Origin of the sequence: Pseudoalteromonas luteoviolacea NCIMB 1944 (genome assembly GCF_001625565.1) — a bacterium.
GTDB classification, from domain to species: Bacteria; Pseudomonadota; Gammaproteobacteria; order Enterobacterales; family Alteromonadaceae; genus Pseudoalteromonas; species Pseudoalteromonas luteoviolacea_F.
This window is the reverse complement of record NZ_AUXS01000097.1, coordinates 264494-288819: the sequence shown is the minus strand read 5'-3', so window position 1 is coordinate 288819 and position 24326 is coordinate 264494. Positions and strand designations below refer to the sequence as shown.

Genomic DNA, 24326 nt, shown 5'->3' with positions numbered 1-24326 from the left:
TGTTTATTTATTGATCACAATTTAAATCAATGTTAAAACATATAATGAATTGTAACTGATAAAGTGTCACTTGCTTTACTATTATAGTATTTACATCGATGCACAAATCGAAACCAAACAATAATCGCAATATACAAATATACTAAAAGTTTAAATTCAATTAATTTATATAAGGAAATTCATATGGTATTAAAATCCTCTTTATTCATATTTTTGCTTTGTATTATTTCATTCGATTCATATGCAACAATGGACTTGCAAAGCTACAAAAGGCAGGCTCTAATCGATCGACAAACTCCTGGACGCTGTGTAAACCCACCTCATATTATCGATTATTACCACCGTATAGACTTCGCGCAGAGCCACGGGCTTATTACTTCTAGCGCTGCATCATGGGGCCGTATAGCTGGTTTCTACCCAGTCATTGATGTATTTGATTACACGATAGTCGCAGTGTGTAGCTTTGGCGCTAGGCCAAAGCTACAACAATACTAAAAACGTAAATAGTTTTATTAGAATTTATGAAATATTTAATAAGGATATAAAATGAATCTTAAAGCTCTCTCTATTTTAAGCATATTGTCTTTCCAATCACACGCAATGATGACCTTGCCTGAGTTTATAGAAGGTGCGCAGCACCCTAATGCACGGAGCCATGCCTGTTATAGCTATAGAGTACCGATGACATTTTCAGAGTATTTGCAAATGGCAGTATCTGACAGGCTTATTACACCCGATGTCGCTCGACAGGCCAAAAGTAATTACTACTTCCCAGTGATAGATATGTACGAATACAAGGCTGTGGGAGTTTGCCGAGTCAACCTTAGGACCTTTACTTCTTTGGATTAAATGTCGGGGGGCAACTGTTCAATCAGGATTTTAGGTTGGTGAAAATTGTCCCTAGGCTTTAAATACCGGGTAAACACAATTAATAAGATTAATTTACTTTTACAAAATATAAGGAAATCATTATGGCCATTAAAACCCTCGCTTTCGCTGGCGTACTTTCTCTACTTTCATTTGAATCGTTCGCCGCAATGGATATTGCTGAATATGAAGTGAGAGCCTATCAGGACAATGGAAGTTCAGGACGTTGTGCCCGAGGATACCCTATTACATATAACGAGCTTAAAAGACGGATTGACTGGGCTTATAGCCGTGGGCTCATTACAGAAAGAGCGTCTTATTGGGGTAAAGCGTATGGCTACTATCCAGTAGTAGATATTTTTTCAGATCAAGTCGTTGCTGTTTGTAGAGGCGCATAATTCACCAACATGATATTGATAAAACGTTTCAGTATTTAACTGGATATATGCAGCATGTCGCGACGTGCTGCATATGCTCGATAAACTAATGTCAAATAGGAAAGACAATGAAAAAACCATTTTGTGGGTGTTTTCACTTTTTTCCTTGCGTATTTAGCTTAATTGACTCTGCCACCATATGTGTGTCGATGCACCTAAATCGAGCTGCTTTTGATCGGGATATTCCGCAGCTATGCCGAATAGAGTTAATTTATATTCGAACACATAATGACAACCAAATGCATAACCTTCGCACTGTTAGAGCGGTATTTTTAATGCGTTTAAATCTGATAAGGAATAATAATGATGATAAAAACACTTGCATTAGCAGGAGTATTATCCCTGCTGTCATTCGAATCTTTCGCAACAATGGACTTGGCGACATACGCACATCGCGCCCGTATAGATGCCGAAATGCCAGGGCGGTGTGTATATAGGCCTATCCCTTACCAAGAATTAAAAATGCGCATTGATTGGGCATTTCATCAAGGACTAATTACTGAAAGAGCAGCTTGGTGGAGTAAAGCCTATGGCTACTACCCCGTTGTTGATATGTTTTCCCAAAATATAGCCGCTGTTTGCAAAGGCTAAAGTCAATACCCCAGATAAACACCAAAATACTAATCAATGAAAAATAACCCGTTATCGCTAAATGTTAAAAAGTAAGGAGATTATTAAGATGATAAAAACACTAGCATTAGCAGGGACGCTATCTCTGCTGTCATTTGAATCTTTCGCAGCAATGGACTTGGCAACTTACGAATATCGCGCCCGTATTGACTCTGATATGGCTAGTCGGTGTTCAACTCGCCCTATCTCCTATCAAGAGTTTATTATGCGCATTGATTGGGCATTTCATCAGGGACTAATTACCGAAAGAGCAGCTTATTGGGGCAAAGCTTATGGTTATTATCCTCTTGTTGATTTTTTTGACCGATCTGTAGTGGCTATTTGTAAAGGTGTATAAAGCCAAAATCAATAACCCCTATAAACGTGCTCACATAAGTACCTGAAAGTTAATCTGTCTGAACTAAAAGCCAAAAATAAGGAAATTACTATGATGATAAAAACACTGGCACTTGCAGGAATATTATCCCTGCTGTCCTTCGAATCTGTCGCAGCCATGGACTTAGCAGCTTATGAACATCGCGCGCGAATTGACTCAGGAATTGGAGGGCGATGTAACAACAAGCCAATCCCTTTCCAAGAATTGGCAATGCACATTGATTGGGCATTTAACCGAGGACTAATTACCGAAAGAGCGGCTTATTGGGGTAAAGCTTATGGCTATTATCCTGTTATACATATTTTTATCTTTAAAATAGGCGCAATTTGTAGTGGAAGATAAGGCTTAAGTTAATAGCCCTATAAAGGTGCTTATATAAGTATTTAAAAAATAATCACTAATTACTAAATGTTAATAAATAAGGAAATTATCATGATGATAAAAACTCTTGCATTCGCAGGCGCATTATCCCTGCTGTCATTCGAATCTGCCGCAACGATGAACTTAGCAGCTTATCAGAGTCGCGCTCAGATAGACTCAGAAATAACAGGGCGATGTGTATATAGCCCTCTCCCATACCATGAAATGGTAAGGCGCATTGATTGGGCAGTTAATCAGGGGCTTATTACCAAAAGAGCGGCAGATTGGGGTAAAGCCTATAGCTACTACCCTGTAATTGATTTTTTTAGCTTTACTATAGGCGCAGTTTGCAGTGGAAGCGGCAGTAGATAAGGCAGAAGTCAATTTTTACCTCTAATCGAATGCGCCTTGGTAAATAAAACTAAGGCGGTAATATCAAACCTTAAATGGAGCTGCTCCATGTCATTTAAATCACTTACCTTTGCAGGCGCTATCGCTTTACTGTCATTTGACTCTAATGCAGCGATCAGCATGGCTGCCTATGAAGCTATGGCGCTAAGAGATGCACAAGCTGCAGGTCGCTGTACCTCAAAACCTACATCATACACTGAAGTCAAAGCTCGAATAGATTTCGCACTTGGGATGGGCCTTATAACTCAACGAGCTTCGTTTTGGGCAAAAGCATATAGCTACTACCCTGTTGTGGACACTTATACTCGGTCAGTTTTGGCAATATGCCGTGGTTAAAAACTGTACTCAGGGGGAATTGCTAAAAAAGGACAGAAATATGATTTACAGAACTCTCGCTTTCTCAACGCTATTGTCATTACTTTCATTTGATGCTTCTGCTGCTATGGGGTTAGCTCAATATCGCGCCTTTGCCCTTGAAGGCAACGGTCCACCAGGAACGTGTTATGCAGGACCTATTTCATTTCAAGAATTAGCGAGACGAATTGACGATGCACATAACAGAGGCTTAATTACTGAAAGAGCAGCTTATTGGGGTAAAGCTTACAGCTTCTACCCTTTAATTGATCCTAACTCAGGCAGAATTAACGCCATTTGCAGAGGCATCTAGTCAAAAATATCAGCGCTTTAATTTATTCTGGAGCGCTTAAGCTTCATAAGGAAATCACTATGAACATCAAACAGCTCACCTTTGCAAGTGTATTGTCTATACTCTCATTTGAGTCATTTGCATCAATGAACATATCCGAATATCAATATCGTGCCATTATAGGCAGTCAGCCACACTCGCGCTGCAATACCTTCCCAGTCCCCTCTAATTGGCAGCAATATATTGATGACGCACTGTATCGAGGACTTATTACATTACGTGCCGCCAATTGGGGAAGGGCCAATGGTTTCTACCCCATCATCGATATGTTTCGGCGAGAGGTCGGCGCAGTTTGCTCTGCTGGCAAACCTTAACAGCAAGGCGACATGACAATAGCATTCTAATTGAAGTGGAATTAAACACTTATTATTTAAATTTGGATCCCATAACAAGTTAAATACACTACACAATATAAAGGATTTATTATGACTTTTAAGACGCTCGCATTAGCAGGAGCACTCTCTTTGTTTACATTTGAATCATCTGCTGCATTGTCGCTAGATGAATATATCGAGCGGGCAACTTCATATGAAGAAAGGTACCAATGTTGGGAGGCTCGCTATATGAGACCCCGTAAAATAGAAGAAATTAGATTACGTAATGAGTTTGCTCGTGACCAAGGGCTAATCACTGAGCAATCTTCTCAATGGGGCATAAGAAATGGATTCTATCCAATAGTCGATTTCTTCTCTCGAGATAGAATTCACCTGATATGTTTTATCTCGCACTCAAAACCTATTTAATTAAAACTATTACCACACGCTATTTAAAACTAAAGATTCATCTACTTATCAAAAATTTATACTACAAACATATAGTTTAATAAATGTGTATTAGATAAATAAACACAAGTTAACTAGACCACTTGTTCTCTAATTTTAAATCGCTAAAGGAGTAAGATATATCAGCTCCTTTTAAAAAAGAAAAAATGGAGTTTATCATGAAATTAAAACTATTCGCCGCTGTTGGGTTATTGTCTTTGTTATCAAGTGACGCGTTTGCCGCAATGACATTGGAACAATATCGAGCAAGAGCCGAACAAGATAGTATGGTTCGCTGTTACGCTAGACCGCCAAGCTATGAGCGGGTCAAGTTTTATATCGATTACGCATATCAGCAAGGTTTGATCACTGAACGAGCATCATACTGGGGCAAAGCATTTGGTTATTACCCAGTTATTGATTATTACGATGGTACTATTGCAGTTATTTGCGGTATTAATCTTGACTCGTATACAAACAAAAATTAGCACATACAAATTATTCTCAAAATATAAGTTAATTCAATAAGGAAATTCAAATGTACTTTAAAACGCTTTTATTTGTGGCGTCACTCGCGATGCCAGCAGCTGCTTCTACCACCCCTATGACATTGGATGAATACATCGCGCATGCGAGTTCAATTCACGCTATAAAATGTAAACTGCGAAGACCGGGCGCACCTGTTGGACCTTCAGAAGTCATATTCCGCAATAATTTTGCCCGTGACAGAGGCCTAATCACGGATGCCGCAGCACAGTGGGGTTCAAGTAACGGATACTATCCTGTGATTGACGCCTTTGTATTTGTCATTTCGGGTATTTGCAAGGCCTAACCCAGCCAATTAGTAGGCTGCTATTTGACAACTCAAAACGAATCAGGACACCATCATGATTAATAAAAAAGCACTCTTTGCAATCACCTTCTCTTTATTATCATTTAATTCGCTGGCAGCAATGAGCTTAGTTGAGTACCAGCACCGTGCGTATACTGAAACAGGCCGCTGTTTATCAAACTACCCAAACTATCAATTAGCAATCAACTATGCGCAGCAAAAAGGGTTGATATCAGAAAATGCAGCACAATGGGCCAGAGCAACAGGTTATTATCCAGTAATCGGCTTTTTCGGCAACCAAATAGTCGCAGTTTGTCGCCATAGGTTCTAAAACTTTTTTAGACGTGAGCCGCAACTAAAGCTTTAACTTGCGGCTTATTAACTGACTATATAAACCCAATAATGCGTCAACTTAACGCTGTATAAAGCGCCAAGTTACTCCAGAAAAATAAGAATACGGTGAATAAAACAACCCCTGTCTGATTATTTAACCTAGTACATTTTTTGATTTAATAAAATAAAAAACGACATGTTTGTGAGCGGAATATGATAAAGAATTTGGCAGTTAAAGAAAAAATAGCTTCATTAGTGTGGTTAGTATTTGCTCTTATTATTCTCTTGAGTGGCATTTACGATTTTATCATCGTTGCAAATCAACCTCTTGAAATGCTCAAATCTTGCGGGGTCTTTGTGCTTTTACTCAGTTTCGCTTTACAACCGAAAATACTCTTTATACCACTTAAAGAGTCATGGAAAGGAAACGTCGACGGCTTAGTCAATATTAAGATCATAAATAGCATGTATTTCGTGGGAATTTTTATCTTTCTGCTCGCCTTGGTACTAGAATAACAATGCACTCCCTTTTACCATAACATGTAAAATTAGCTGCAAACACGTAGGCTTATTATGAGCAATGATCAATCACAACAAATATTGCAGGCAGAAGAGGCATTAAAAATAGCTATGCAAAAATCAGACATTGTCGCTCTAGACAATTTATTGAGCGAGCAACTCATTTTTACCAATCACCTCGGACAAAGGCTGTCAAAAAACGATGATTTAGACTTACATCGCTCTGGTTTACTGAATATAAAGTCTATCGAATTGTATAACCTTGATCTGATAACTCTGCAAGAAACGTGTGTTGTGCACACGTTTGCCTCTATTGCTGGCACGTACAACGGTCAAAGTGCAAATGGCCACTTTGCATTTTCTCGGGTTTGGGCAAAACACGGCGATAAATGGCAAGTTATATCTGCACAGTCAACCCTGTTAGCTCAAAAGGATGCCAAAAATTAAAAGGGCCTGAACTGGCCCTTAACTTTTTATCACTGACTTTCGCGAAGGAGCAGCGTTCGTTATCACCCTCTGTTGTGACCAGTACTGTAATCAATATCGGGCCCCTGTGGCACTACTTGTGTTGGGTTGATCATTGTATGACTAAAATAATAATGGCGCTTGATATGATAGAAGTCGACTGTCTTAGCCACACCTGAATATTGAAAAAGCGCTCTAATATAGTTCGACAGGTTCGGGTAGCTCTCAATTGTGCGCTTGTTGCACTTAAAATGGCCAACATAAACCGCATCAAAACGAATTAATGTGGTAAATAAACGCCAATCTGCTTCCGTCAATGTATCGCCGACTAGATACTGACTTTCACTTAATATATGCTCCACTTTATCAAGTGCATTGAACAGCTTATCAAAGGCTTGATCATACGCTTCTTGGCTGGTTGCAAAACCTGTACGATAGACGCCATTGTTAATATTTTCGTAAATAAAGGCGTTTATCTCGTCAATTGAAGTTCGCAAAGGCTGAGGATAAAAGTCCAACTCATTTCCCGTTAAGTGATTGAATGTGCTATTAAACATACGAATAATTTCAGAGGATTCGTTACTGACAATACGCTGTTGATGCTTATCCCAAAGAACAGGCACAGTCACTCGACCAGTGTAATCTGCTTTGTTTTTTGAGTACAACTGGTGCATAAATTCACTGTCGTATAGCGCATCTCCTGTACTATTTGCAGTTTTGTCAAACGTCCACCCATTCTCAAGCATATCAGGGCTCACGATTGATACGTCTATGTAATCTTCCAACCCCTTAATTGTCCTAAAAATTAACGTTCGATGCGCCCAAGGGCAAGCTAATGAAACGTACAAATGATAGCGACCCTTTTGCGCCGTGAAACCACCTTCACCACTTAGACCGGGCTCACCATCAGGCGTAATCCAATTTCGTAGCTGTGCCGCTTCACGTTTAAACTCCCCATTACTTGATTTTGTGTCATACCATTTGTCATGCCATTGTCCGTTCACTAATAAACCCATTGCTTTGCTCCTAATCTACTCTTAAACACCTGCTGATAACCTATACGTGTTGCTAAAAATACTATGCCACGCTGGCAAACTTAAATTACCAACATAACTGCAAATATATAGGGCCACTGAACTGGCCCTACTCGTATCATTTAGCGTTTGCTAACTTATAGTCGACACTAAAACGACCAGCGCCAGCAGATGCCAAGGCTAAAAAGCCACCAGCCATTGCGACATTTTTAAAAAACATAAAAAACTGCATTTGATCAGCAAGGTTATTGTGAAATACCAGTGCGCTCACTACACAAAACCCAGCAAATGCCAAAGCCGTCAGCTGTGTAAACGCTCCAAAAAGAATAAATAAACCACCAATCAACTCAAACGCAATCACCAGTGGAAGTAAAAACTCAGGTAATCCACCCGATGCTAGGTACTGTGCATTGCCATCAAAGTATTGGATTTTATTAAGGCCAGCTAAGATAAATATGACTGATAAACCGATGCGGCCTAATAAGCTGGCGGTATTGGACAAGCCATCGTTGTTTGAAATGATATTCACTAAATTCATTGTATTGCTCCTAAACTTAAATTTGTTCGTCTGGCATAACTGCCTTACTTGCAAACAAGTTTACTATCTTTTTTTAGGAATAAAATTAGCCATATTAGAGCTGAACATTCTATTTTTAAGAATTTAATTTAAAGGTGCACAAAAAAAGCGGCACAAGCCGCTTTGTTAGGAAATCACTTTTTAAGTACGGGGTATTGAGGCGCAGGCAACAGTGCTATTTTGCAGGGGTTACGTTGAACGATTTAATATTACCTTCATTATCAGAAGTTGTTGTAATATAAGCTAAATGTATATCTCCAGCTTGCGGTGACAATGTTACTTTGGCTATTGGCGCGTCAGTGTTTGCACCCTGACCTGCTTTGACGACAATCAATTCGTTCAAATCAATCGATAAATCCACAAACTCAGTTGCCTCGCCATATTCTAGATTTTCGACAAGCTTTTGGTCTCCCATATACACATCAACCTTGCCCATATCAGCGACATAAGTATGAACAACAATGACGCGATATTTACTCGTCGCTATTTCTCCATTATCGATTTTAACAGCATCGAACTGCGCAGCCTGTGTAGAGTCGTTGTCCAGCCGACCATAGCTGTATATAACATAATCACCATGTTCTGAAAAACGGAACCGTGTAGATTTAATCGCAGTTTCTTTTGAGTTCCCTTTGACGGCATAAAATGAAAACACATCACCATCCGTATTATCTTGGACTAAAAGCTTTTCAGCCGACTTATCGCCAAACAACATCCCGTTGCCATCAGATAGAGACATTTCATCTTGCTCTTTGTCAAACTGCCAATAAACATCTATTTCACTATTGACCAAATTGATCGCACTTACATCGGCGGTGTAGGTATCATCACTACTACACCCGGCTAAAACCGATACTGCAATTGATAGTACTAAACTGTTGATTAACTTCACTATACTCTCCTCCAATAGGCTTTGGGTTAGAGTATATTGGCAACAATCCAAGCGAGTTGTTATTGAGTGTTACTTTTCCATGCTTTGATGTTGCCGGGCGTTACTAATAAGCTAAATGCGTAACAACCAGTTAGTAGACAACAAGAATCGGCTCATGGGAAATTCGTAAAATCCCGGTCAACGACCAAAACGCAGCCCCAAGCTGGCGAAGTTTATATACCGCAGTAGCTCATGACACAATGCTTGTTAAGCTCCTTTTCAAACAATCTCTGAAGTATCGTAATATCGTTTGTGCGAACATAGTTAGGCCTCACTACCATTGCAATCGTGCGATGTGGTCCAGGTTCATTGAGGTGCAGTGCCACAAGCTCTGACTCTCCTTTGACCAGCTGGTCTAACGCCATTTGGGGTACCAAAGTGGTGCCAATCTTGCCAGCAACCATCTGAATGAGCGTATGCAAGCTCGTACTATCAAAAGAGGTATCTTTCTGATCGTGTGGTAAGTTGCATGCACTCAATGCATGATCTTTCAAACAGTGCCCATCTTTGAGTAACATCAATTTTGCGATATCGAATTGCTCACTGGTGATCTCTTGCAACCCTGCACCACTTTCATCTTTGTGACTCACCCAATAAAAGTCTTCTTGCCAAAAGTTAAAAGCCATTAGTCCATCAATCTGGTATGGCAGAGCGAGAATAGCCGCATCCAATTCACCTTGACGTAACATATCAGTCAATACGTGGGACTGTTCTTCAACAATTTTCAATTTAAATTCAGGGTATTGCCGCCTAACTTCAGGTAGTACTTTTGGTAGTAAAAAAGGCCCAATTGTCGGGATCACACCAATCTTCATAGGCCGAGACAAAGGCGAGTTATTCAACTGTGATAACAGCATGAACTCGTCTACTTCGAGCTTTATTTTACGCGCTTTATCTAAGAGTTGCTGACCCTGCTGTGTCACAAAAACATGTTTATTATTGCGCTCAAAAATCACAGTGCCCAATTGTTTTTCCAGTTCGTGGATTGCAGTACTGAGCGTAGACTGTGAAACGTGACATGCATCTGCAGCTTTTTTAAAATGCAGTGTTTTTTCAACGGCCAGTGCATAGACAATTTGTTTTATAGAAACCATTATTACGTTCTTTTTTATTGATTATTTTGACTAGTTTAATCAATAAATTCATATATGCACCTGCTGGAATGAGCGCTTTTCAAGCAAAGCTAAAAAATCACAGCGATGTAAAAAAATAAAGTAATAAAATTCAATAAGATAAAATTCTTCTTTTGAATGCTTTTTAAACATTCTAAAAAACTGATAACTATCTTTAAGTTATTCAATTTTTCAATTGCTAGCTGTCCACATAGGCTCTAAAAGGTCACCACTCAGACCGCACTTAGCGGGTCAAATAACCCTTTTGGAGCTTAATTTATGCGTACTCAACTGATCACACTTGCAACAGGTGTCGCGATGGTAATAACAAACGCCGCCACTGCCTCCTCAGTTGCAACTCAAATAAAAACAAATCAATTTTGGTGGCCTGAGCAATTAGATCTCAGCCCACTTAGACAACATGGCGTCAAATCCAACCCGTATGGTGAAAATTTTGATTACAGGAAGGAGTTTATCAAGCTCGACCTTACACAGGTCAAAGCTGATATCAAAACAACCCTAACTGATTCGCAAGATTGGTGGCCAGCTGATTGGGGGCATTATGGCCCTCTAATGATCCGCATGGCGTGGCACAGCGCTGGTGTGTACCGCGTGCATGATGGCCGGGGCGGAGCTGCTGGCGGACAGCAACGTTTTAACCCACTTAATAGCTGGCCTGATAATGCTAACTTAGACAAAGCAAGGCGCTTATTGTGGCCTGTAAAACAAAAGTATGGAAAACAGCTTTCTTGGGCTGATTTAATGGTTCTCGCTGGCAATGTTGCGCTCGAATCTATGGGTTTTAAAACCATTGGGTTTGCTGGAGGAAGAAGCGATGACTGGGAGCCTGATCTAGTCTACTGGGGTCCAGAAACCGCATTTCTAGCGGACGAGCGCCGCGATAAAAAAGGCAAATTGAAAGGCCCTCTGGCTGCGGTCGAGATGGGGTTGATTTACGTGAATCCACAAGGCCCACATGGCAAACCCGACCCCCTATTAGCCGCTGCTGATATTCGCCTATCGTTTGGCCGAATGGCGATGAATGATGAAGAGATTGTCGCATTGATTGCCGGAGGCCACACCTTTGGCAAGGCCCATGGCGCCAAAAAGCCGAATAATTGTATTGGTAAAGAACCAGCCGCCGCTCCAACAGAGCAGCAAGGTTTCGGCTGGAAAAATAAATGTGGAACCGGTAAAGGTGCTGATACCAGTACCAGTGGCTTTGAAGGCGCGTGGACAGTCACTCCTACACAGTGGTCAACCAATTATTTGGACAATCTCATGAACTTCAACTGGGTGCAAACAACCAGCCCTGCAGGTGCAATTCAGTGGATCCCTGACAATCCGGCAGCTGCCAACCTAGTACCTGATGCGCATATTAAAAATAAACGCAGTGCACCTATAATGTTCACCACAGATCTCGCCCTAAAAGAAGATCCTGCATTTCGTAAAATTATCGAAAGATTCCGCGCCGACCCTAAGGAATATGAACTGGCGTTTGCAAAAGCCTGGTTTAAACTCACACATCGAGATATGGGCCCAAGAGCACGCTATTTGGGTAGTGAAATTCCTCAAGTTGCACTTACGTGGCAAGATCCAATCCCTCGTCATCAAGGGGAAACTATCACGACAAAAGATATTGATACCTTGAAAACCGCCATCAGACGAACCGGTTTACCTAACGCTGATCTGATAGAAACCGCCTGGGCAGCAGCGTCTAGCCACCGCATTACGGATATGCGAGGCGGTGCTAATGGTGCCCGGATCCAGCTTGCACCGCAAAACAACTGGGCCGTCAATAACCCTCTACAGCTGAAAAAGGTGCTCGCAAAGTTAAAACTAGTCAAAACTCAATTTAACAAACGTGCAAGTCGTCAAGTCTCCCTCGCTGATGTAATTGTCCTTGCTGGCGTAACCGGTCTTGAAAATGCACTTAGCAAAGCAGGGTTGTCTGTATCTGTGCCATTTATTCCGGGCAGAACTGATGCAACACAGAACCAAACGGACATAGAATCGTTCAATTATTTAGAGCCAAAAGCCGATGCATTTAGGAACTATTACCACAATGACGCATCTATGTCGCCAACCAAAATGCTCGTCGATAAAGCCAACATGCTGGGTTTGTCAGTACCTGAGATGACTGTGCTTTTAGGTGGCATGCGTGTACTTGAAACAAATACCGACAACTCTAAAACAGGTGTGCTTACCGCTACCCCGGGCAGCTTAAACAATGCATTTTTTGTAAACTTGTTAGATATGCGCACTAAGTGGCAAAAGTCTGAATCACAACCGGGGATTTATCTGGGTTTTGATAGAAAAACAGGTAAGCTACAATGGCAGGCAAGCTCAGTCGATTTAATTTTTGGTTCTAACTCAGAGTTAAGAGCCATCGCTGAGGTTTATGCATCTGACGATGCCAAACAAAAATTTGCCAATGACTTCGTCAAAGCTTGGGTTAAAATCATGCGCTTAGACAGGTTTGATCTCAAATAAATATATACAAGCCGCGCCGTTGCGCGGCTTTTACCGTTGCCAATTAACTTTCATTGCAGCAAACATACATTCGACACTCATTTTATCTGTTCAATAAGCACCCTTCACACTCGGAATTATCCTACCGTTAGGCGGTTATTGGTATCTCGGCTTGCTAATATCTGGCCTTTATCAAAGTTTGTCGAGCGCTTTGCCATACGGTCATACAACAAGACATTGACAGTTGCAGCCAAATTCATACACCCCGTTGTTGGTACATAAACCACAGCATCTGCCGCATCAACAATATCTTGTGGCAAGCTACCATCCTCTGGGCCAAAAACATAAAGCGCATTTTCAGGATGGCTGAATTGAGGTAATGGCGTCGCGCCCTCAACCAACTCGACACACACAAGTGCTCTGCCTGCTATTTTTAAGCTGGTAAGATCGTCTACTTGTTGGATTGGAATATTGTCGGCAATATTTTTTGTATCCGTATGATATTTAGCAGCTTTTGCGTAACGGTTACCATTAAAATATACAGCATTTGCATCATAGCACCCTGCTGCACGCAGCACCCCTCCAACATTAGTAGGCGATTTAGGGTTTACTAATCCAATCGCTGCAAACGACTCACTCATACTATTTAACTCTCTACAAACGGCAAAAATACAACCAATAATTTTGACGGGCGATTGTATCACGTGCGTCATATCGTGTCAGTCGGATGAAATATTTCCATTATGCCTGTATCGAAACAAACTGTAACAATTGCGAAAATACCTTCACATCAATTGTCACTAATCAACAAAAAACACTATTCAAGAAAAAGAAAGTATATAAAACAATTCATTAAAAACGCCCATAAAAAAATCAGCAAATACACATATTTTTATTGATGGCCACAAATAGATTATTCCCCCTCCAAATATTCAATGAATGTAACAGTTCATGTATTTGCGTTGAATCAAGCTTAAGTATTCGTTAGCTTTGTAAATGTACAATTAAGTACAAATCAAGGAGATACAAATGAAATTAACAATGAAAAAAAACGCATTAAAAAACCTTTCTAACAACCGTCCTTTGGACAAAGACCTTACACCTAATGTTGCTGGCGGAAAGCCTCAAGTAGAAACGCGTGCAGCATGTCGCTCTATTTGGGCATGTACTCATCCGCAAGCTTGCATTCCTCAATAATGCGATGAACGACTGAGTAATAAACAAGCGACCTTTTGAGCTCAAGGTCGCTTTGTTTAATCCATTTTAATCACTGAAAAAAGAGATAAAATAAGAAGGCAGCAGTCCTGTTTAACCGCGCTGACATAGAGTGTCCTTGCCTTAGACTGCACCGAGAGCAGCAGGCCGATTGAGCACATATACATGTTCATCAAACAGGCGCTGTTGATGTTTGGCCGTTTTCTCGCTCACCAGCTTTAATTTAAACCCCGCTTTTTCCATAACCCGGATGGATGCTTTATTAGGGGAAGAAACAGGGTTAATTAACTCAACGACATCTGAGTCGTTAAATATTAAGGTTGTAAAGAGCATTACCGCCTGTGTCGCTACCCCCATCCCCCAAAATTCATGACCAACCCAATATCCAATCTCTGCGGCAGTAGACAATAAATTACTTTCTGGCAGATACGCCCCGATTACGCCGCAAAACTGACCATCGATTTCTATTGCCCTATTTATTGCATTTTGCTCGCATCCTATTTCCAACCACCAGCTAGCGTCTTGTTGCGTATAAGGTTGCGGGATCCTAGCTGATAAATATTGCGTCACTTTTGCGTCATTAAGGTGGCGTACCAAGTATGCTTGATCTGTCTTTTTTAATTTTCTCAATGTTACTACGTGCTTCATTTTCCTTTGAGCTGTCACTTCACAGCAACCACCCTCCCCCTCAAAATTTTGATTATATTCTTACAGCCAACGCCGCACTTGTGCGCAGTATAATGCATACTTTTTACCAAACTTCTTATGCATGGCAAGCTCTTCAAAGCGGATGTACCAACGATCAGTAATCACAATAAACATTAGTAATGGGAGCAGCGCGATTAAGCTAACGCCCATCAAAATATTAAATCCCAGCAAGGATACAGCAAACCCTAAATACATAGGGTTTCTAGAGTAATGAAATGCACCGTGTGTGACAAGCTGACTTGGCTCGTTAAAAGTCAGTACGTTCACATTCAATTGAGAGAAGGTTCTTTTCGCGACGCCAGACAATACAATTCCTAATATAGCAATGGGCAAGCCAATTAAATTGTATGGATAAGTTACTAAATGTGCGTTAGAAAATAACCAGCAGGTGATTCCCATCGCCGCTAGGGTGATCAAATATAAATACGGTGGCAGTAGTTTTTGCATGTCATGTTTCCTGTCGATAAAAACATAACAATAATTTTTTGCCCTACATATTGCCTTAACCTAAGTTAAGCCCATCTTTTTTCTAATCCGAGACAAACTCACATCTGTGATACCAAGATACATTGCAACTTGATTGAGCGCTATATTTTCGCTTTCGCTGCCAAACTCCATGAGAAATTGCTCGTATCTTTGCTGCGCATTCAATAACAAAAAGCTGGCCTCACGACGCTCTTTTTTAAGCGCTAGCCGCTCGTAAACCTTTCTTACAAATCGACCCCAGTTGGTATTTTCTTCTGCCAGGGTAACCAGTTCGTCATAACGTATCGACGCTATTTTACATTGGGTTAGTGCTTGGGCATAAAATGGACTTGGACTGTTGTCTACAAGCGAACCAATGCTGGTAAATGCCCCGCCTTGCTTCACCAAAGACTTATTGAACTCCTTTCCGTCGCGATCCAGGTAGTAATAACGGCCAATACCTGACAATACAAAATGCACTTCTGTCACAATATCTTGGCTAACAAAAAGGTGCGATTCAGGCTCAAACGTATTAAACGAAAAAAAATCGAGTGCCAATTCTATTTCATGCTCATTAAACTGAACGACTTGCATTAATAGCTGCGTCAAAAACAGCCTATTTTCTAGCTCATCCATACAATCGCCAATTATGAACTCTTACTGTTTTTGACAAACAATAGGATCTCGTGCTCATACATTTCATTGCACCAATGGTGTTTACTCAATACGATATCAGGCACGTGTTGTTCATCAGCCTCTACCGGCTTAAACCCATACTTTTCATAAAACTTAGCAAGATGAGCAAAAGGTAAACAAAACACATTTGCGTATTGTGACGCATTGTCGACCAAAAATGCCACCAACTTTGCAGCCACCCCGACACCTCTAAAGTCTGGATTAACATACATACCACCTAGTTCTGCGGCATGCTCAGTAATTTGTTGAACTCGTCCAACTCCAACTTTTTGACCATCAATAAGCGCGATTGCTATCACATCACTGTCGATACTGGATAATTTAAACCCGACCCGTTGATATTGATCATTTACCCAATGGATTTCATCGTCCTTTGCCAGCCTAATTGTCACTATACTACTCACAATATGTTTGCTCCTGAAACAAAAACATCTAAACGATTTGATATCATACACTTAATTTAAATACCAGCGATTCGAGGTAACAGCCTATTACACTGCATATTCATTGAATTTCCCTATTTGGATACGAAATGACTAAATCCAGTGTCACAACTTGATGCGAATCTAATTTCAACTACCTCTGCACTTATCAAAATACAAATTAATTGATATTAATCAATCACCTAAACAGCATCCCCAACAATTTTATTACTCCACTTAAGGCAATCTATTGGCCAACTGAGCACTTCTGTTGTCAATAATAAAACGCATTGCGATTTAGCTTCTATACTTGAGTTCAGGACTTTTTTATTTCACGCAACTGCTGCGGTACAAGGGAATTTTAATATGGCTAATTCCATACCTTTCAACCTCATTTCTACACTGCGCGCGAAGCTCATAGCAGCTTTTTCAGCCGTCATGATCACGTTAGCCGTGATTGGCTTTATTTCCTACTTTGCACTGAAAATGGCATCAGATGGCTTTAAAGATTACCGAGAGCTTGCTCGGGACAGCAATCTTGCAGGCATTTTACAATCTAACATGTTGATGGTGCGTATGAATGTGAAAGATTTTTTGCTCACCGGCAGCGATAAAGACATACAACAATACGACGAATATTTTACTCAAGTAGAGAGCCTACTTGATGATGCAACACGAGAAATCAACAAACCTGAACGCGCTCAGATGGTACGCGAGCTGATCGCCAAAATTGCGGTATATAACGAGACGTTCGATTTGATTAAATCTTACCGAGTCCAACGTAATGACCTAGTACTCAATAAGTTGAACGTAATTGGTCCGCAAATGGAAAGAGAGCTGACCAAGTTAATGTTTAGTGCATCGGAAAGTAATAACACCCAGCTTGCCTACTTAACAGGTGTCGCCATGCGGAATTTACTACTGGGCCGGCTATACGTCATTAAATACCTCGAGAGCAACGATGAGAGCGCTGACCAACGGGTTAAACAAGAATTTAGTGCTTTTGAGCAACAAATGGATTTGATAGAGCAGCTGACAAATACGGCAGCCAATCGTGGCATAATCAACCAAGTGAGGGTCTTAGAAGCACAGTACAAACAGGCGTATTTGAGTGTTCACGATATCATTGTAGATCGCAACGATAAGGTAACCAATACCTTAGATGTGCTTGGTCCTAAGTTTGCTAAGCTGGTTGATGATCTAAAACTCTCGGTGAAAACAGACCAAGACCGACTTGGACCACGACTCAAAGAAGAAAACGAATCAGCTGTTGGCAATATCCTCGTCACCTTTTTGATTGCATTGGTGCTCAGTGGATGCATTGTGTTTGTACTAACACGAAATGTCATGGCTCAGCTGGGCAAGGATCCGAATGAGCTGGAAAAAGTCGCGCTCGCAATTTCTCGCGGTGACCTAGATGAACAATATGATGAACGCACGCCAAAAGGTGTTTTCAAATCCATGATGGCGATGCGAGAAAGCCTGCGCCAAATACGAGAAAAAGAACGTGAAGAAAAACGAATTGCGAGTGCAAATGCGCGCATCAAAAGTGCGCTAGACAATGCCAGTGCCTGTGTAATGATAACTGATACAAGCAATCAGGTGATCTATTTAAATGACGCCATTTACGCCATGTTTGATGTTGCCAGTACAGATATTTGTTCTGTTCATGCTCATTTTGATAGTAAGCTGCTGCTTAACCACCCGCTCAGTCAATTTTTGCCAGACTTCTCGGAATTAGAAGACGCAGTGCAGCACCTAAGCGATAGCTACAACACTGAATTGAATATCGCAGGCAGAACATTCGACATTGTAGCAAGTCCTGTAATCGTAGATGGTAATATCGTAGGCCTTGTATACGAATGGGAAGACAAAACTAAATGGCTTGCCAGCGAAAAAGAAAAAGCCCGAATCGCGTCAGAAAATGCGCGTGTAAAATACGCACTCGATGGCTCATCAGGGCAAGTCATGATAACTGACGATACATATCAAGTGATTTACTTAAATGGTGCGCTAGAACAAATGTTTAGAGCTGCTGAAAAAGACATTTCGAGCGAGCTCATTGGCTTTGACCCTGAGGCCATCAAACACAATCCAATAGACCACTACTTTACACACTTTACCAATTTATTGGCGGAATTTGACGACTTGGCCACTAGCCACCAAAGCGAGTTTGTTATCGCAGGACGTACCTTCAGCATTGTCGCCAGCCCAGTAAAAGTTGAGGGAGAACGTGTAGGCACCGTTATCGAGTGGCAAGATAAAACTCAGTGGTTAGCCCTTGAGCGCGAAAAATCTCGGGTTGCCTCCGAAAACGCTCGGGTCAAATACGCTCTCGATAGCGTTTCTGGCAATGTCATGATCGCAGATCCAGAACTCAATATCATATACGCCAACAATGCACTGCAAAATATGATGTCAGAATCTGAACGAGATATTAAACAGCACATGGGTATGTTTGAGGCGAACAATCTAATCGGTTTTGCTATTCATGACTTCTACCTAGAGCCAGAGCAACAACGCCTCGTTTTTGAAAATCTGCAAGATACACACCGCAGCGTTGAACATATCGGCGATAAAGTCTTTGCCCTCACTGCAAACCCGATCTCAGTAGATGGCAAGCGCATCGGGACGGTTCTAGAGTGGGTTGACCGCACCGCCGAGGTGAATATTGAAAAAGAAATAGATGAGATCGTGCAGGCAGCCTCTCAAGGGGATTTAAGTAAAAAAATAGACCCAACAGGTAAGTCAGGGTTCTTTGGCAATTTAAGTCAGGGGCTTAACGACCTACTAGGCACGGTTGAGGTGGCTTTGGACGATGTCATGCAAATGCTCGGCGCCCTAGCCCATGGCGATTTAAGTAAACGGATCACTAATCAGTATCAAGGTAAATTTGGAAAACTCAAAGAAGACACCAACACCACAGCGGACAAGCTCACAGAAATTATATCTAGTATTCGCTCTTCCGCTGGTAGTATTTCTCAAAGCGCCAATGAAATTGCCCAAGGCAATATGGACTTAAGCCAACGTACCGAAGAGCAGGCCTCAAGCCTTGAAGAAACCTCGGCCAGTATGGAAGCCATGACCGACAGTGTTAAACAAAGCAGTAAACGGGCAGAAAACGCCAATGAACTCTCCCTTGATGCCGAGCGCCGCGCTGAGCAAGGCGGTCAAGTCGTCAATATGGCTGTAACGGCAATGAAGGAAATCAATGACTCTAGTAAAGAGATCTCTGAAATTATTGGTGTGATAGATGAAATTGCTTTCCAAACAAATCTATTGGCGCTGAACGCCGCGGTAGAAGCCGCTAGAGCTGGTGAACAGGGTCGAGGTTTTGCGGTGGTTGCAGGGGAAGTTAGAAACCTTGCACAGCGTTCTTCTGAAGCAGCAAAAGAGATCAAAGATTTGATCCGAGACAGCCAAACCAAAGTTGAAGAAGGTACTTCATTGGTCAATAAATCGGGTGAAACCCTATTAGAAATTGTTGAAGCAACTTCAAAAGTGCGCGCTATGATGCAAGATTTAACCGAATCATCAAAACAGCAATCTGAAGGTATTGTTCAGGTCAACAGTGCTATCACACAAATGGATGAAATGACTCAACAAAATGCGGCGCTGGTTGAACAAGCAACCGCTGCTGGCCAATCAATGGCAGATCAAGCCAATAGTATGAATGGCACAATGGACTTTTTTAATATTGAACAAAGCGGCACTGGCCTAAAAACCCTTGCTTCTTAAGCGTTAAACATAACTAAAATAAGGGGCAATTAAGCCCCTTTTTTATTTTTGAGTTTTCACCAAACATCATTCAAATACATTATTTGTCAATTGACCTGTCTATCGCTTTATACTTTAAGCTAGGAGACGTTGAATATAGACAGGCAAGCAAACGTGTACAAGATTTCAGAACTCGCTAAGTGCGTGGGGCTATCTCGCACTGCAATACTTTACTATGAAAAGCAACAACTGCTCACAGCAAAACGGCTCAGCAATGGCTATCGGGTCTATTCTGACAAAGATCTCCAACGGGTACGATTGATCCAAAAACTACTCGCCGGCGGTTTAACTATCAAAGAGTGCAAAGCCTGCCTTGATGCCAAAATTAACCGCCAATTATTACGAGACCGATTAACTACATTGAAAAGCGAGATACAGCAAAAGCAACAAGCTCACGACTTACTGCTCGCTATATTGGGTGATACTCCCCAACAAGGTTGGCATGAAGAATTGAACGCTATTGCGCCAGATGCCCACCTCAGCTGGCTCATAAACCAAGGTTTCAGTGAAAAAGAAGCGCTCAGACTAAAATGGTTGTCAAAAGATATGAATGAACATGACATATATATGGCTGATTTTATGACTGTCTTTTCAGGTCTCTCTCGCTGGGCTCCTGGCAGCGACGAAGATACACTCAAAGCTTTATCTTTTATCCCCTCCGAACCCAGTACTATCTTAGACATAGGCTGTGGAAAAGGATATGCAACTGAATTATTAGTAAAAAATACGCAAGCACATGTTGTTGCTATCGATAATGAGCAACCCGTCCTCACCACATTATCACAGCGCGTTAAGCAGCAAGACTTTGCTCATAGGTTGCAAACCCAGTGTATTAGCATGACAGAACTCAAGTTTGACACCGAAAGTATTGATTTAATTTGGTCCGAAGGCAGCGCTTATATTATGGGTGTTGAGAATGCATTAAAACAGTGGAAGCCATTTATTGCTCAGCATGGCGCTTTGGTATTCAGTGATTTAGTTTGGAAAGTTGATACACCAAGTCGCGACACATTTAAATATTGGTCAAAAGCTTACCCTGATATGCAAAATGTTGAAACACGATTAGCGCAAATTAGAACAGCAGGGTATAAAGTCACAACACATTTCGGGCAAAGCAATCGGGCGTGGGATAACTACTACTCCCCTTTGCAAAGTCGAGTCTCCACACTAAAAAAAGATATGCCTAACTCAGCAGCACTTCGCGACATAGAGGAAGAAGTGAATATATGCACTCAGTACGCCAATGAATTTGGTTATCACATGTTTATTTTGACAAAATTGACATCTACTTGATTGCAGTCGCTTTGATAAGTGACATGGCATTGGGGAACGCCTTAATAAAACCAGCCTATAAAATAGAAAAATACAAATTACATCACCCTAAGTGATTAGAATCAATTAGCACCTCCTATGTCCGAATTAACATCCCAAATTAACTCAACTTTTATCACTTAATTAAACTAATACCATGTTAGAAAAGGAGAATTTAATGAGTCAGTGTATTTGGAGTAAAAGCGCAGAGCAATATGCCAAATCGGCCCCTAAAATTAGCTTTTATCGAGATACGGCCAAATTCAGCGCTGAAATATTGGACAAGTATAATTATAAAAACTTTGTAGATTTAGGCTGTGGCTCCTCTAATTTAATTGCAGATGCCCTTTTAAGGGGAAAACCGCATAGACAACTAGTTTGCACGGATGCCGCCACAGGTATGATAGAGGTCGCAAAACGCGACAACATCCACCCAAATGCAAAGTATCTTGCTGTTAACTCTGAACATATTCAATTCGAGTCAAATTCACAGTGCTGCTTTTTGGCAAACTCTGCATTTTGGATGTTTGATTTTGAAGACACGCTTTCACGCATTCGAGCACAATTGAAATGTAATGGCGGGTTGCTTGTGAACTTTTCAGAATGGGATTTGCAAGATGGCACGCAAGATAAATTAAGGTATCAGTTGATAGATCAACAACTGGCACTTAACAGCTTTTCAAATAAAGTCCACCGAGGTACTGCAAAAAAGTACTGCCAAAACAAGCTTATTGATATTATCAAAAGTCATGGTTTTAGCGTCCCAGAAGTACTTACCAAGCAGGTTCTCGTCACTAAAACTGACTGGATAGAGTTTTATAAAATCCCAGCAATTGCGAACAAAAGCCTTCCTCACCTAGCTCTCACCGATGCACTAAAGACTCTTAATCTCGCGATGAAAGCCCTGCCCGATGATTACCTGCACACTATGCAATGGCTATATGTTAAAGCCGTAAAAATGCCTAGGCCTTTATCAAGATAAAAGCACGCTAGAATTAGTGATTGCGGGGCCACAGCAATAGGTTTAATGCGCTAAAAAACAAAAAGGTGCGTCATGCACCTTTTAAATATTCGATATTAGTACTTAGTGATAGCTAGTAGCGCGTTTTCACTTTCGCCATCATGGCATTTGCGGCTACCGCTGTCGCGATTTTCTACAACTAGCGTGTACTTAACTTGGTTTTCTTGAGATTGGCGTACAGCTTCTAAAACAGGGCCAAGTAAATATGTTTGCTCTGGATAAATAATAACCGGCTCTAATTCGAAACCGCCATCTGAATAGCGAGAATATCGAACCTCATAAGTATTATTTCCTTTTGAGAAAACATTTTTTACATAGCCTGAACAATTGAACACAACAGCTGCTTGAGATTGAGTTGCAAAAAGCACTGCCGCGACAGATAGAGCTTTAATATAGCTTTTCATTTCTTTTTCCTTAAGTTGTCAGTTTTATCGCCTTTCCAGCGACAGCCTAATTTAAGTTTTTGAAGTGAAAGCATTATTACAGCACTTATAAAAATAGAAAAAATAAAACTTAATTATTCTTATCAGATAGTTATCTGATATTAAAATAAAATATGCATTAACTCTTTAAATGAAAAAGTTTAAAAAGTTAGGTTTTAACACTTAACGGGCGCAATTTTTCAAATTAGATAAGCCAAATAACCCTTTACGTTTTAGCACGATTTTTACGATTAGATCCCTGCAATCACCTTGTTGAAACGTTCATCTAAATCTTCAGCTTGGCAAAAGCCCAATGCTAATGGAAATAGTTGATTCGCATCAGAGATAAAAAATAAAGCAGGAAAGCCACTTACTTGTAATTGACGCGTAATATCTAAGTGCTGCTGCAACTGGGATTCGGTTTCATTTGAATTCAATACTGCTAAAAATTGAGACTTATCAAGTCCCAGTGAATTTGCACATGCCACAAGCGTGCCTTCTAGAGAAGGGTTCTGCGCTTGCTGGTAATAAGCAGACTGGATCGCCTTAACCATAGGCTGGGCACATTTATCTTTTAAACTCTGTGCTGCGATGACTGCACGACACGCATGGTAAGTCGATCGATAAGGCGTGTTTAGTTCCCAATAGTCATGATTGAATGTCACTTGGGTGCGCTGCTCTATTTGATGCCAGTATGTAGCGATGGTACGCATTAAACTTGGCTCCATGGGCTGCTTATTATCAGGCGCTAACCCCCCCATAATCCAATCTATATCTAATGAAGGATGTTGGGCCAAAAACCGTTCCAGCTCAGGCTGAAACCCATAACACCAAGCGCACATTGGGTCCAGAATATATAAAAATCGCATTTTTAACCCCTTAAAACTCAACCCAATTTTTAATTGGAAATGTTGTAGTTACTCAATCTAACACAACACATGCAAAGATTGATATTGTTTGAATGATACACAAAATTCAAAGCTTGAATAGCCTTGTAACCTGCTTGATAATTGGCAAGATATTAATATGGTTTAATTTGCCGCTGGTCGATGAAAAATATCTCCTTTAAAAGCCCGCCGAATTTTTTCATGTTGCTTGCTTCCTCGCCCGCAGACACAGAGTTATGTTACTAAGGATAACCATTTAAGAGTGTAGAAATTAATTTATCTACCCTGTTCTTTACTATTAATTAGTAGCAGAATGCAAGCCAGCTCACTTACGAATTATTTATAATTTTATAGCCTTCCATTTTAAGTCAAAAACCAAAGCTAAAAAATAAATATATTTATCATTTAATCACAATTTAAATAAAACACGCTTTTCAATTCTAATCCGACGAGTAATTTCACGCCGAAACTTATCAATAAAAAACTAGGAAAAAGTTGTGACCACCACCCAAACCCTGCAATTCAAAAGCAAGAAAATTCATTTAATTTCAACCACCTAATGGCTTTAACTGCATTTTT

At 40.8% G+C, this 24326-nt stretch carries 31 protein-coding genes; 20 read left to right on the top strand and 11 right to left on the bottom strand.

What is annotated here, in order from left to right; translation table 11 throughout:
* The first annotated feature begins 183 nt into the window (after positions 1-183).
* From N483_RS26220 to N483_RS26145, 15 genes are all read left to right on the top strand, one after another.
* Positions 184-495 carry a hypothetical protein gene (locus N483_RS26220; protein WP_023400521.1) on the top strand — a complete coding sequence of 104 codons (312 nt, stop codon included), beginning with the start codon at positions 184-186 and terminating at the stop codon, positions 493-495.
* A 51-nt stretch (positions 496-546) separates the two neighbouring features.
* Positions 547-849: a hypothetical protein gene (locus tag N483_RS26215; RefSeq protein ID WP_023400520.1), complete on the top strand. Its 303-nt coding sequence runs from the start codon at positions 547-549 to the stop codon at positions 847-849.
* Between the two features lie 122 nt (positions 850-971).
* The gene (locus N483_RS26210) at positions 972-1265 is read left to right on the top strand and encodes a hypothetical protein (protein WP_023400519.1); all 294 of its coding nucleotides are present in this window, start codon (positions 972-974) and stop codon (positions 1263-1265) included.
* Positions 1266-1607: 342 nt separating this feature from the next.
* Complete coding sequence (locus N483_RS26205) at positions 1608-1895, top strand: hypothetical protein (protein ID WP_023400518.1); 288 nt, start codon at positions 1608-1610, stop codon at positions 1893-1895.
* A gap of 88 nt (positions 1896-1983) precedes the next feature.
* Positions 1984-2271, top strand: a complete 288-nt coding sequence (locus N483_RS26200) for a hypothetical protein (RefSeq protein ID WP_023400517.1) — start codon at positions 1984-1986, stop codon at positions 2269-2271.
* Between the two features lie 90 nt (positions 2272-2361).
* Positions 2362-2652, top strand: coding sequence for a hypothetical protein (locus N483_RS26195; RefSeq protein WP_023400516.1), 291 nt, complete (start codon positions 2362-2364; stop codon positions 2650-2652).
* A 90-nt stretch (positions 2653-2742) separates the two neighbouring features.
* Positions 2743-3042, top strand: a complete 300-nt coding sequence (locus N483_RS26190; RefSeq protein WP_023400515.1) for a hypothetical protein — start codon at positions 2743-2745, stop codon at positions 3040-3042.
* Positions 3043-3129: 87 nt separating this feature from the next.
* Positions 3130-3417 carry a hypothetical protein gene (locus tag N483_RS26185; protein ID WP_023400514.1) on the top strand — a complete coding sequence of 96 codons (288 nt, stop codon included), beginning with the start codon at positions 3130-3132 and terminating at the stop codon, positions 3415-3417.
* A gap of 40 nt (positions 3418-3457) precedes the next feature.
* On the top strand, positions 3458-3748 hold the full coding sequence (locus tag N483_RS26180; protein WP_023400513.1) for a hypothetical protein: 291 nt from the start codon (positions 3458-3460) through the stop codon (positions 3746-3748).
* A gap of 59 nt (positions 3749-3807) precedes the next feature.
* Positions 3808-4101 (top strand): hypothetical protein, encoded by a 294-nt coding sequence (locus N483_RS26175; protein ID WP_023400512.1) that lies wholly within the window; start codon positions 3808-3810, stop codon positions 4099-4101.
* A gap of 111 nt (positions 4102-4212) precedes the next feature.
* Complete coding sequence (locus N483_RS26170) at positions 4213-4530, top strand: hypothetical protein (RefSeq protein ID WP_023400511.1); 318 nt, start codon at positions 4213-4215, stop codon at positions 4528-4530.
* Between the two features lie 197 nt (positions 4531-4727).
* Positions 4728-5036: a hypothetical protein gene (locus N483_RS26165; RefSeq protein WP_023400510.1), complete on the top strand. Its 309-nt coding sequence runs from the start codon at positions 4728-4730 to the stop codon at positions 5034-5036.
* A 50-nt stretch (positions 5037-5086) separates the two neighbouring features.
* The gene (locus N483_RS26160) at positions 5087-5380 is read left to right on the top strand and encodes a hypothetical protein (protein ID WP_023400509.1); all 294 of its coding nucleotides are present in this window, start codon (positions 5087-5089) and stop codon (positions 5378-5380) included.
* 55 nt (positions 5381-5435) lie between these two features.
* A complete protein-coding gene (locus N483_RS26155) occupies positions 5436-5711 on the top strand; it encodes a hypothetical protein (protein ID WP_023400508.1) in 276 nt (91 codons plus the stop codon).
* A 575-nt stretch (positions 5712-6286) separates the two neighbouring features.
* Positions 6287-6679 (top strand): nuclear transport factor 2 family protein, encoded by a 393-nt coding sequence (locus N483_RS26145; RefSeq protein ID WP_023400506.1) that lies wholly within the window; start codon positions 6287-6289, stop codon positions 6677-6679.
* 62 nt (positions 6680-6741) lie between these two features.
* Here N483_RS26145 and N483_RS26140 read toward each other — a convergent pair whose 3' ends face one another.
* From N483_RS26140 to N483_RS26125, 4 genes are all read right to left on the bottom strand, one after another.
* Positions 6742-7713, bottom strand: a complete 972-nt coding sequence (locus tag N483_RS26140) for a glutathione S-transferase family protein (protein ID WP_023400505.1) — start codon at positions 7711-7713, stop codon at positions 6742-6744.
* Positions 7714-7849: 136 nt separating this feature from the next.
* Entirely contained in the window at positions 7850-8269 is a 420-nt protein-coding gene (locus N483_RS26135; RefSeq protein WP_023400504.1) for a DoxX family protein, read from the bottom strand.
* Between the two features lie 214 nt (positions 8270-8483).
* A complete protein-coding gene (locus N483_RS26130) occupies positions 8484-9200 on the bottom strand; it encodes a hypothetical protein (protein ID WP_023400503.1) in 717 nt (238 codons plus the stop codon).
* A gap of 212 nt (positions 9201-9412) precedes the next feature.
* On the bottom strand, positions 9413-10333 hold the full coding sequence (locus N483_RS26125) for a hydrogen peroxide-inducible genes activator (RefSeq protein WP_023400502.1): 921 nt from the start codon (positions 10331-10333) through the stop codon (positions 9413-9415).
* A 297-nt stretch (positions 10334-10630) separates the two neighbouring features.
* On the opposite strand from N483_RS26125, the gene katG reads away from it, so the two are divergent.
* Positions 10631-12844 carry a catalase/peroxidase HPI gene (katG, locus tag N483_RS26120; protein ID WP_023400501.1) on the top strand — a complete coding sequence of 738 codons (2214 nt, stop codon included), beginning with the start codon at positions 10631-10633 and terminating at the stop codon, positions 12842-12844.
* Between the two features lie 116 nt (positions 12845-12960).
* Here the strand turns inward: katG and N483_RS26115 are convergent, their stop codons facing one another.
* Positions 12961-13464, bottom strand: a complete 504-nt coding sequence (locus N483_RS26115) for an RNA methyltransferase (protein WP_023400500.1) — start codon at positions 13462-13464, stop codon at positions 12961-12963.
* Between the two features lie 388 nt (positions 13465-13852).
* Here N483_RS26115 and N483_RS27185 point away from each other — a divergent pair, with 388 nt between their 5' ends.
* Positions 13853-14020, top strand: coding sequence for a hypothetical protein (locus tag N483_RS27185; protein ID WP_023400499.1), 168 nt, complete (start codon positions 13853-13855; stop codon positions 14018-14020).
* Between the two features lie 141 nt (positions 14021-14161).
* On the opposite strand, the gene N483_RS26110 is transcribed toward N483_RS27185, so the two are convergent.
* Genes N483_RS26110 through N483_RS26095 form a run of 4 tightly spaced genes read right to left on the bottom strand, consistent with a single transcriptional unit; the run spans position 14162 to position 16311 of the window.
* Positions 14162-14686, bottom strand: a complete 525-nt coding sequence (locus tag N483_RS26110) for a GNAT family N-acetyltransferase (protein ID WP_052027403.1) — start codon at positions 14684-14686, stop codon at positions 14162-14164.
* A 60-nt stretch (positions 14687-14746) separates the two neighbouring features.
* The gene (locus tag N483_RS26105) at positions 14747-15193 is read right to left on the bottom strand and encodes a methyltransferase family protein (RefSeq protein WP_023400497.1); all 447 of its coding nucleotides are present in this window, start codon (positions 15191-15193) and stop codon (positions 14747-14749) included.
* A gap of 60 nt (positions 15194-15253) precedes the next feature.
* Entirely contained in the window at positions 15254-15847 is a 594-nt protein-coding gene (locus N483_RS26100) for a Crp/Fnr family transcriptional regulator (RefSeq protein ID WP_023400496.1), read from the bottom strand.
* A gap of 11 nt (positions 15848-15858) precedes the next feature.
* Positions 15859-16311, bottom strand: a complete 453-nt coding sequence (locus N483_RS26095; protein ID WP_023400495.1) for a GNAT family N-acetyltransferase — start codon at positions 16309-16311, stop codon at positions 15859-15861.
* Positions 16312-16695: 384 nt separating this feature from the next.
* Here N483_RS26095 and N483_RS26090 point away from each other — a divergent pair, with 384 nt between their 5' ends.
* From N483_RS26090 to N483_RS26080, 3 genes are all read left to right on the top strand, one after another.
* Positions 16696-20067 (top strand): methyl-accepting chemotaxis protein, encoded by a 3372-nt coding sequence (locus N483_RS26090; RefSeq protein WP_023400494.1) that lies wholly within the window; start codon positions 16696-16698, stop codon positions 20065-20067.
* A 153-nt stretch (positions 20068-20220) separates the two neighbouring features.
* Positions 20221-21399 carry a MerR family transcriptional regulator gene (locus N483_RS26085; protein ID WP_023400493.1) on the top strand — a complete coding sequence of 393 codons (1179 nt, stop codon included), beginning with the start codon at positions 20221-20223 and terminating at the stop codon, positions 21397-21399.
* A gap of 196 nt (positions 21400-21595) precedes the next feature.
* The gene (locus N483_RS26080) at positions 21596-22399 is read left to right on the top strand and encodes a class I SAM-dependent methyltransferase (RefSeq protein ID WP_023400492.1); all 804 of its coding nucleotides are present in this window, start codon (positions 21596-21598) and stop codon (positions 22397-22399) included.
* 95 nt (positions 22400-22494) lie between these two features.
* Here the strand turns inward: N483_RS26080 and N483_RS26075 are convergent, their stop codons facing one another.
* On the bottom strand, positions 22495-22842 hold the full coding sequence (locus N483_RS26075) for a hypothetical protein (protein ID WP_023400491.1): 348 nt from the start codon (positions 22840-22842) through the stop codon (positions 22495-22497).
* 269 nt (positions 22843-23111) lie between these two features.
* Positions 23112-23729 (bottom strand): DsbA family protein, encoded by a 618-nt coding sequence (locus tag N483_RS26070; RefSeq protein ID WP_023400490.1) that lies wholly within the window; start codon positions 23727-23729, stop codon positions 23112-23114.
* Between the last annotated feature and the right edge of the window lie 597 nt (positions 23730-24326).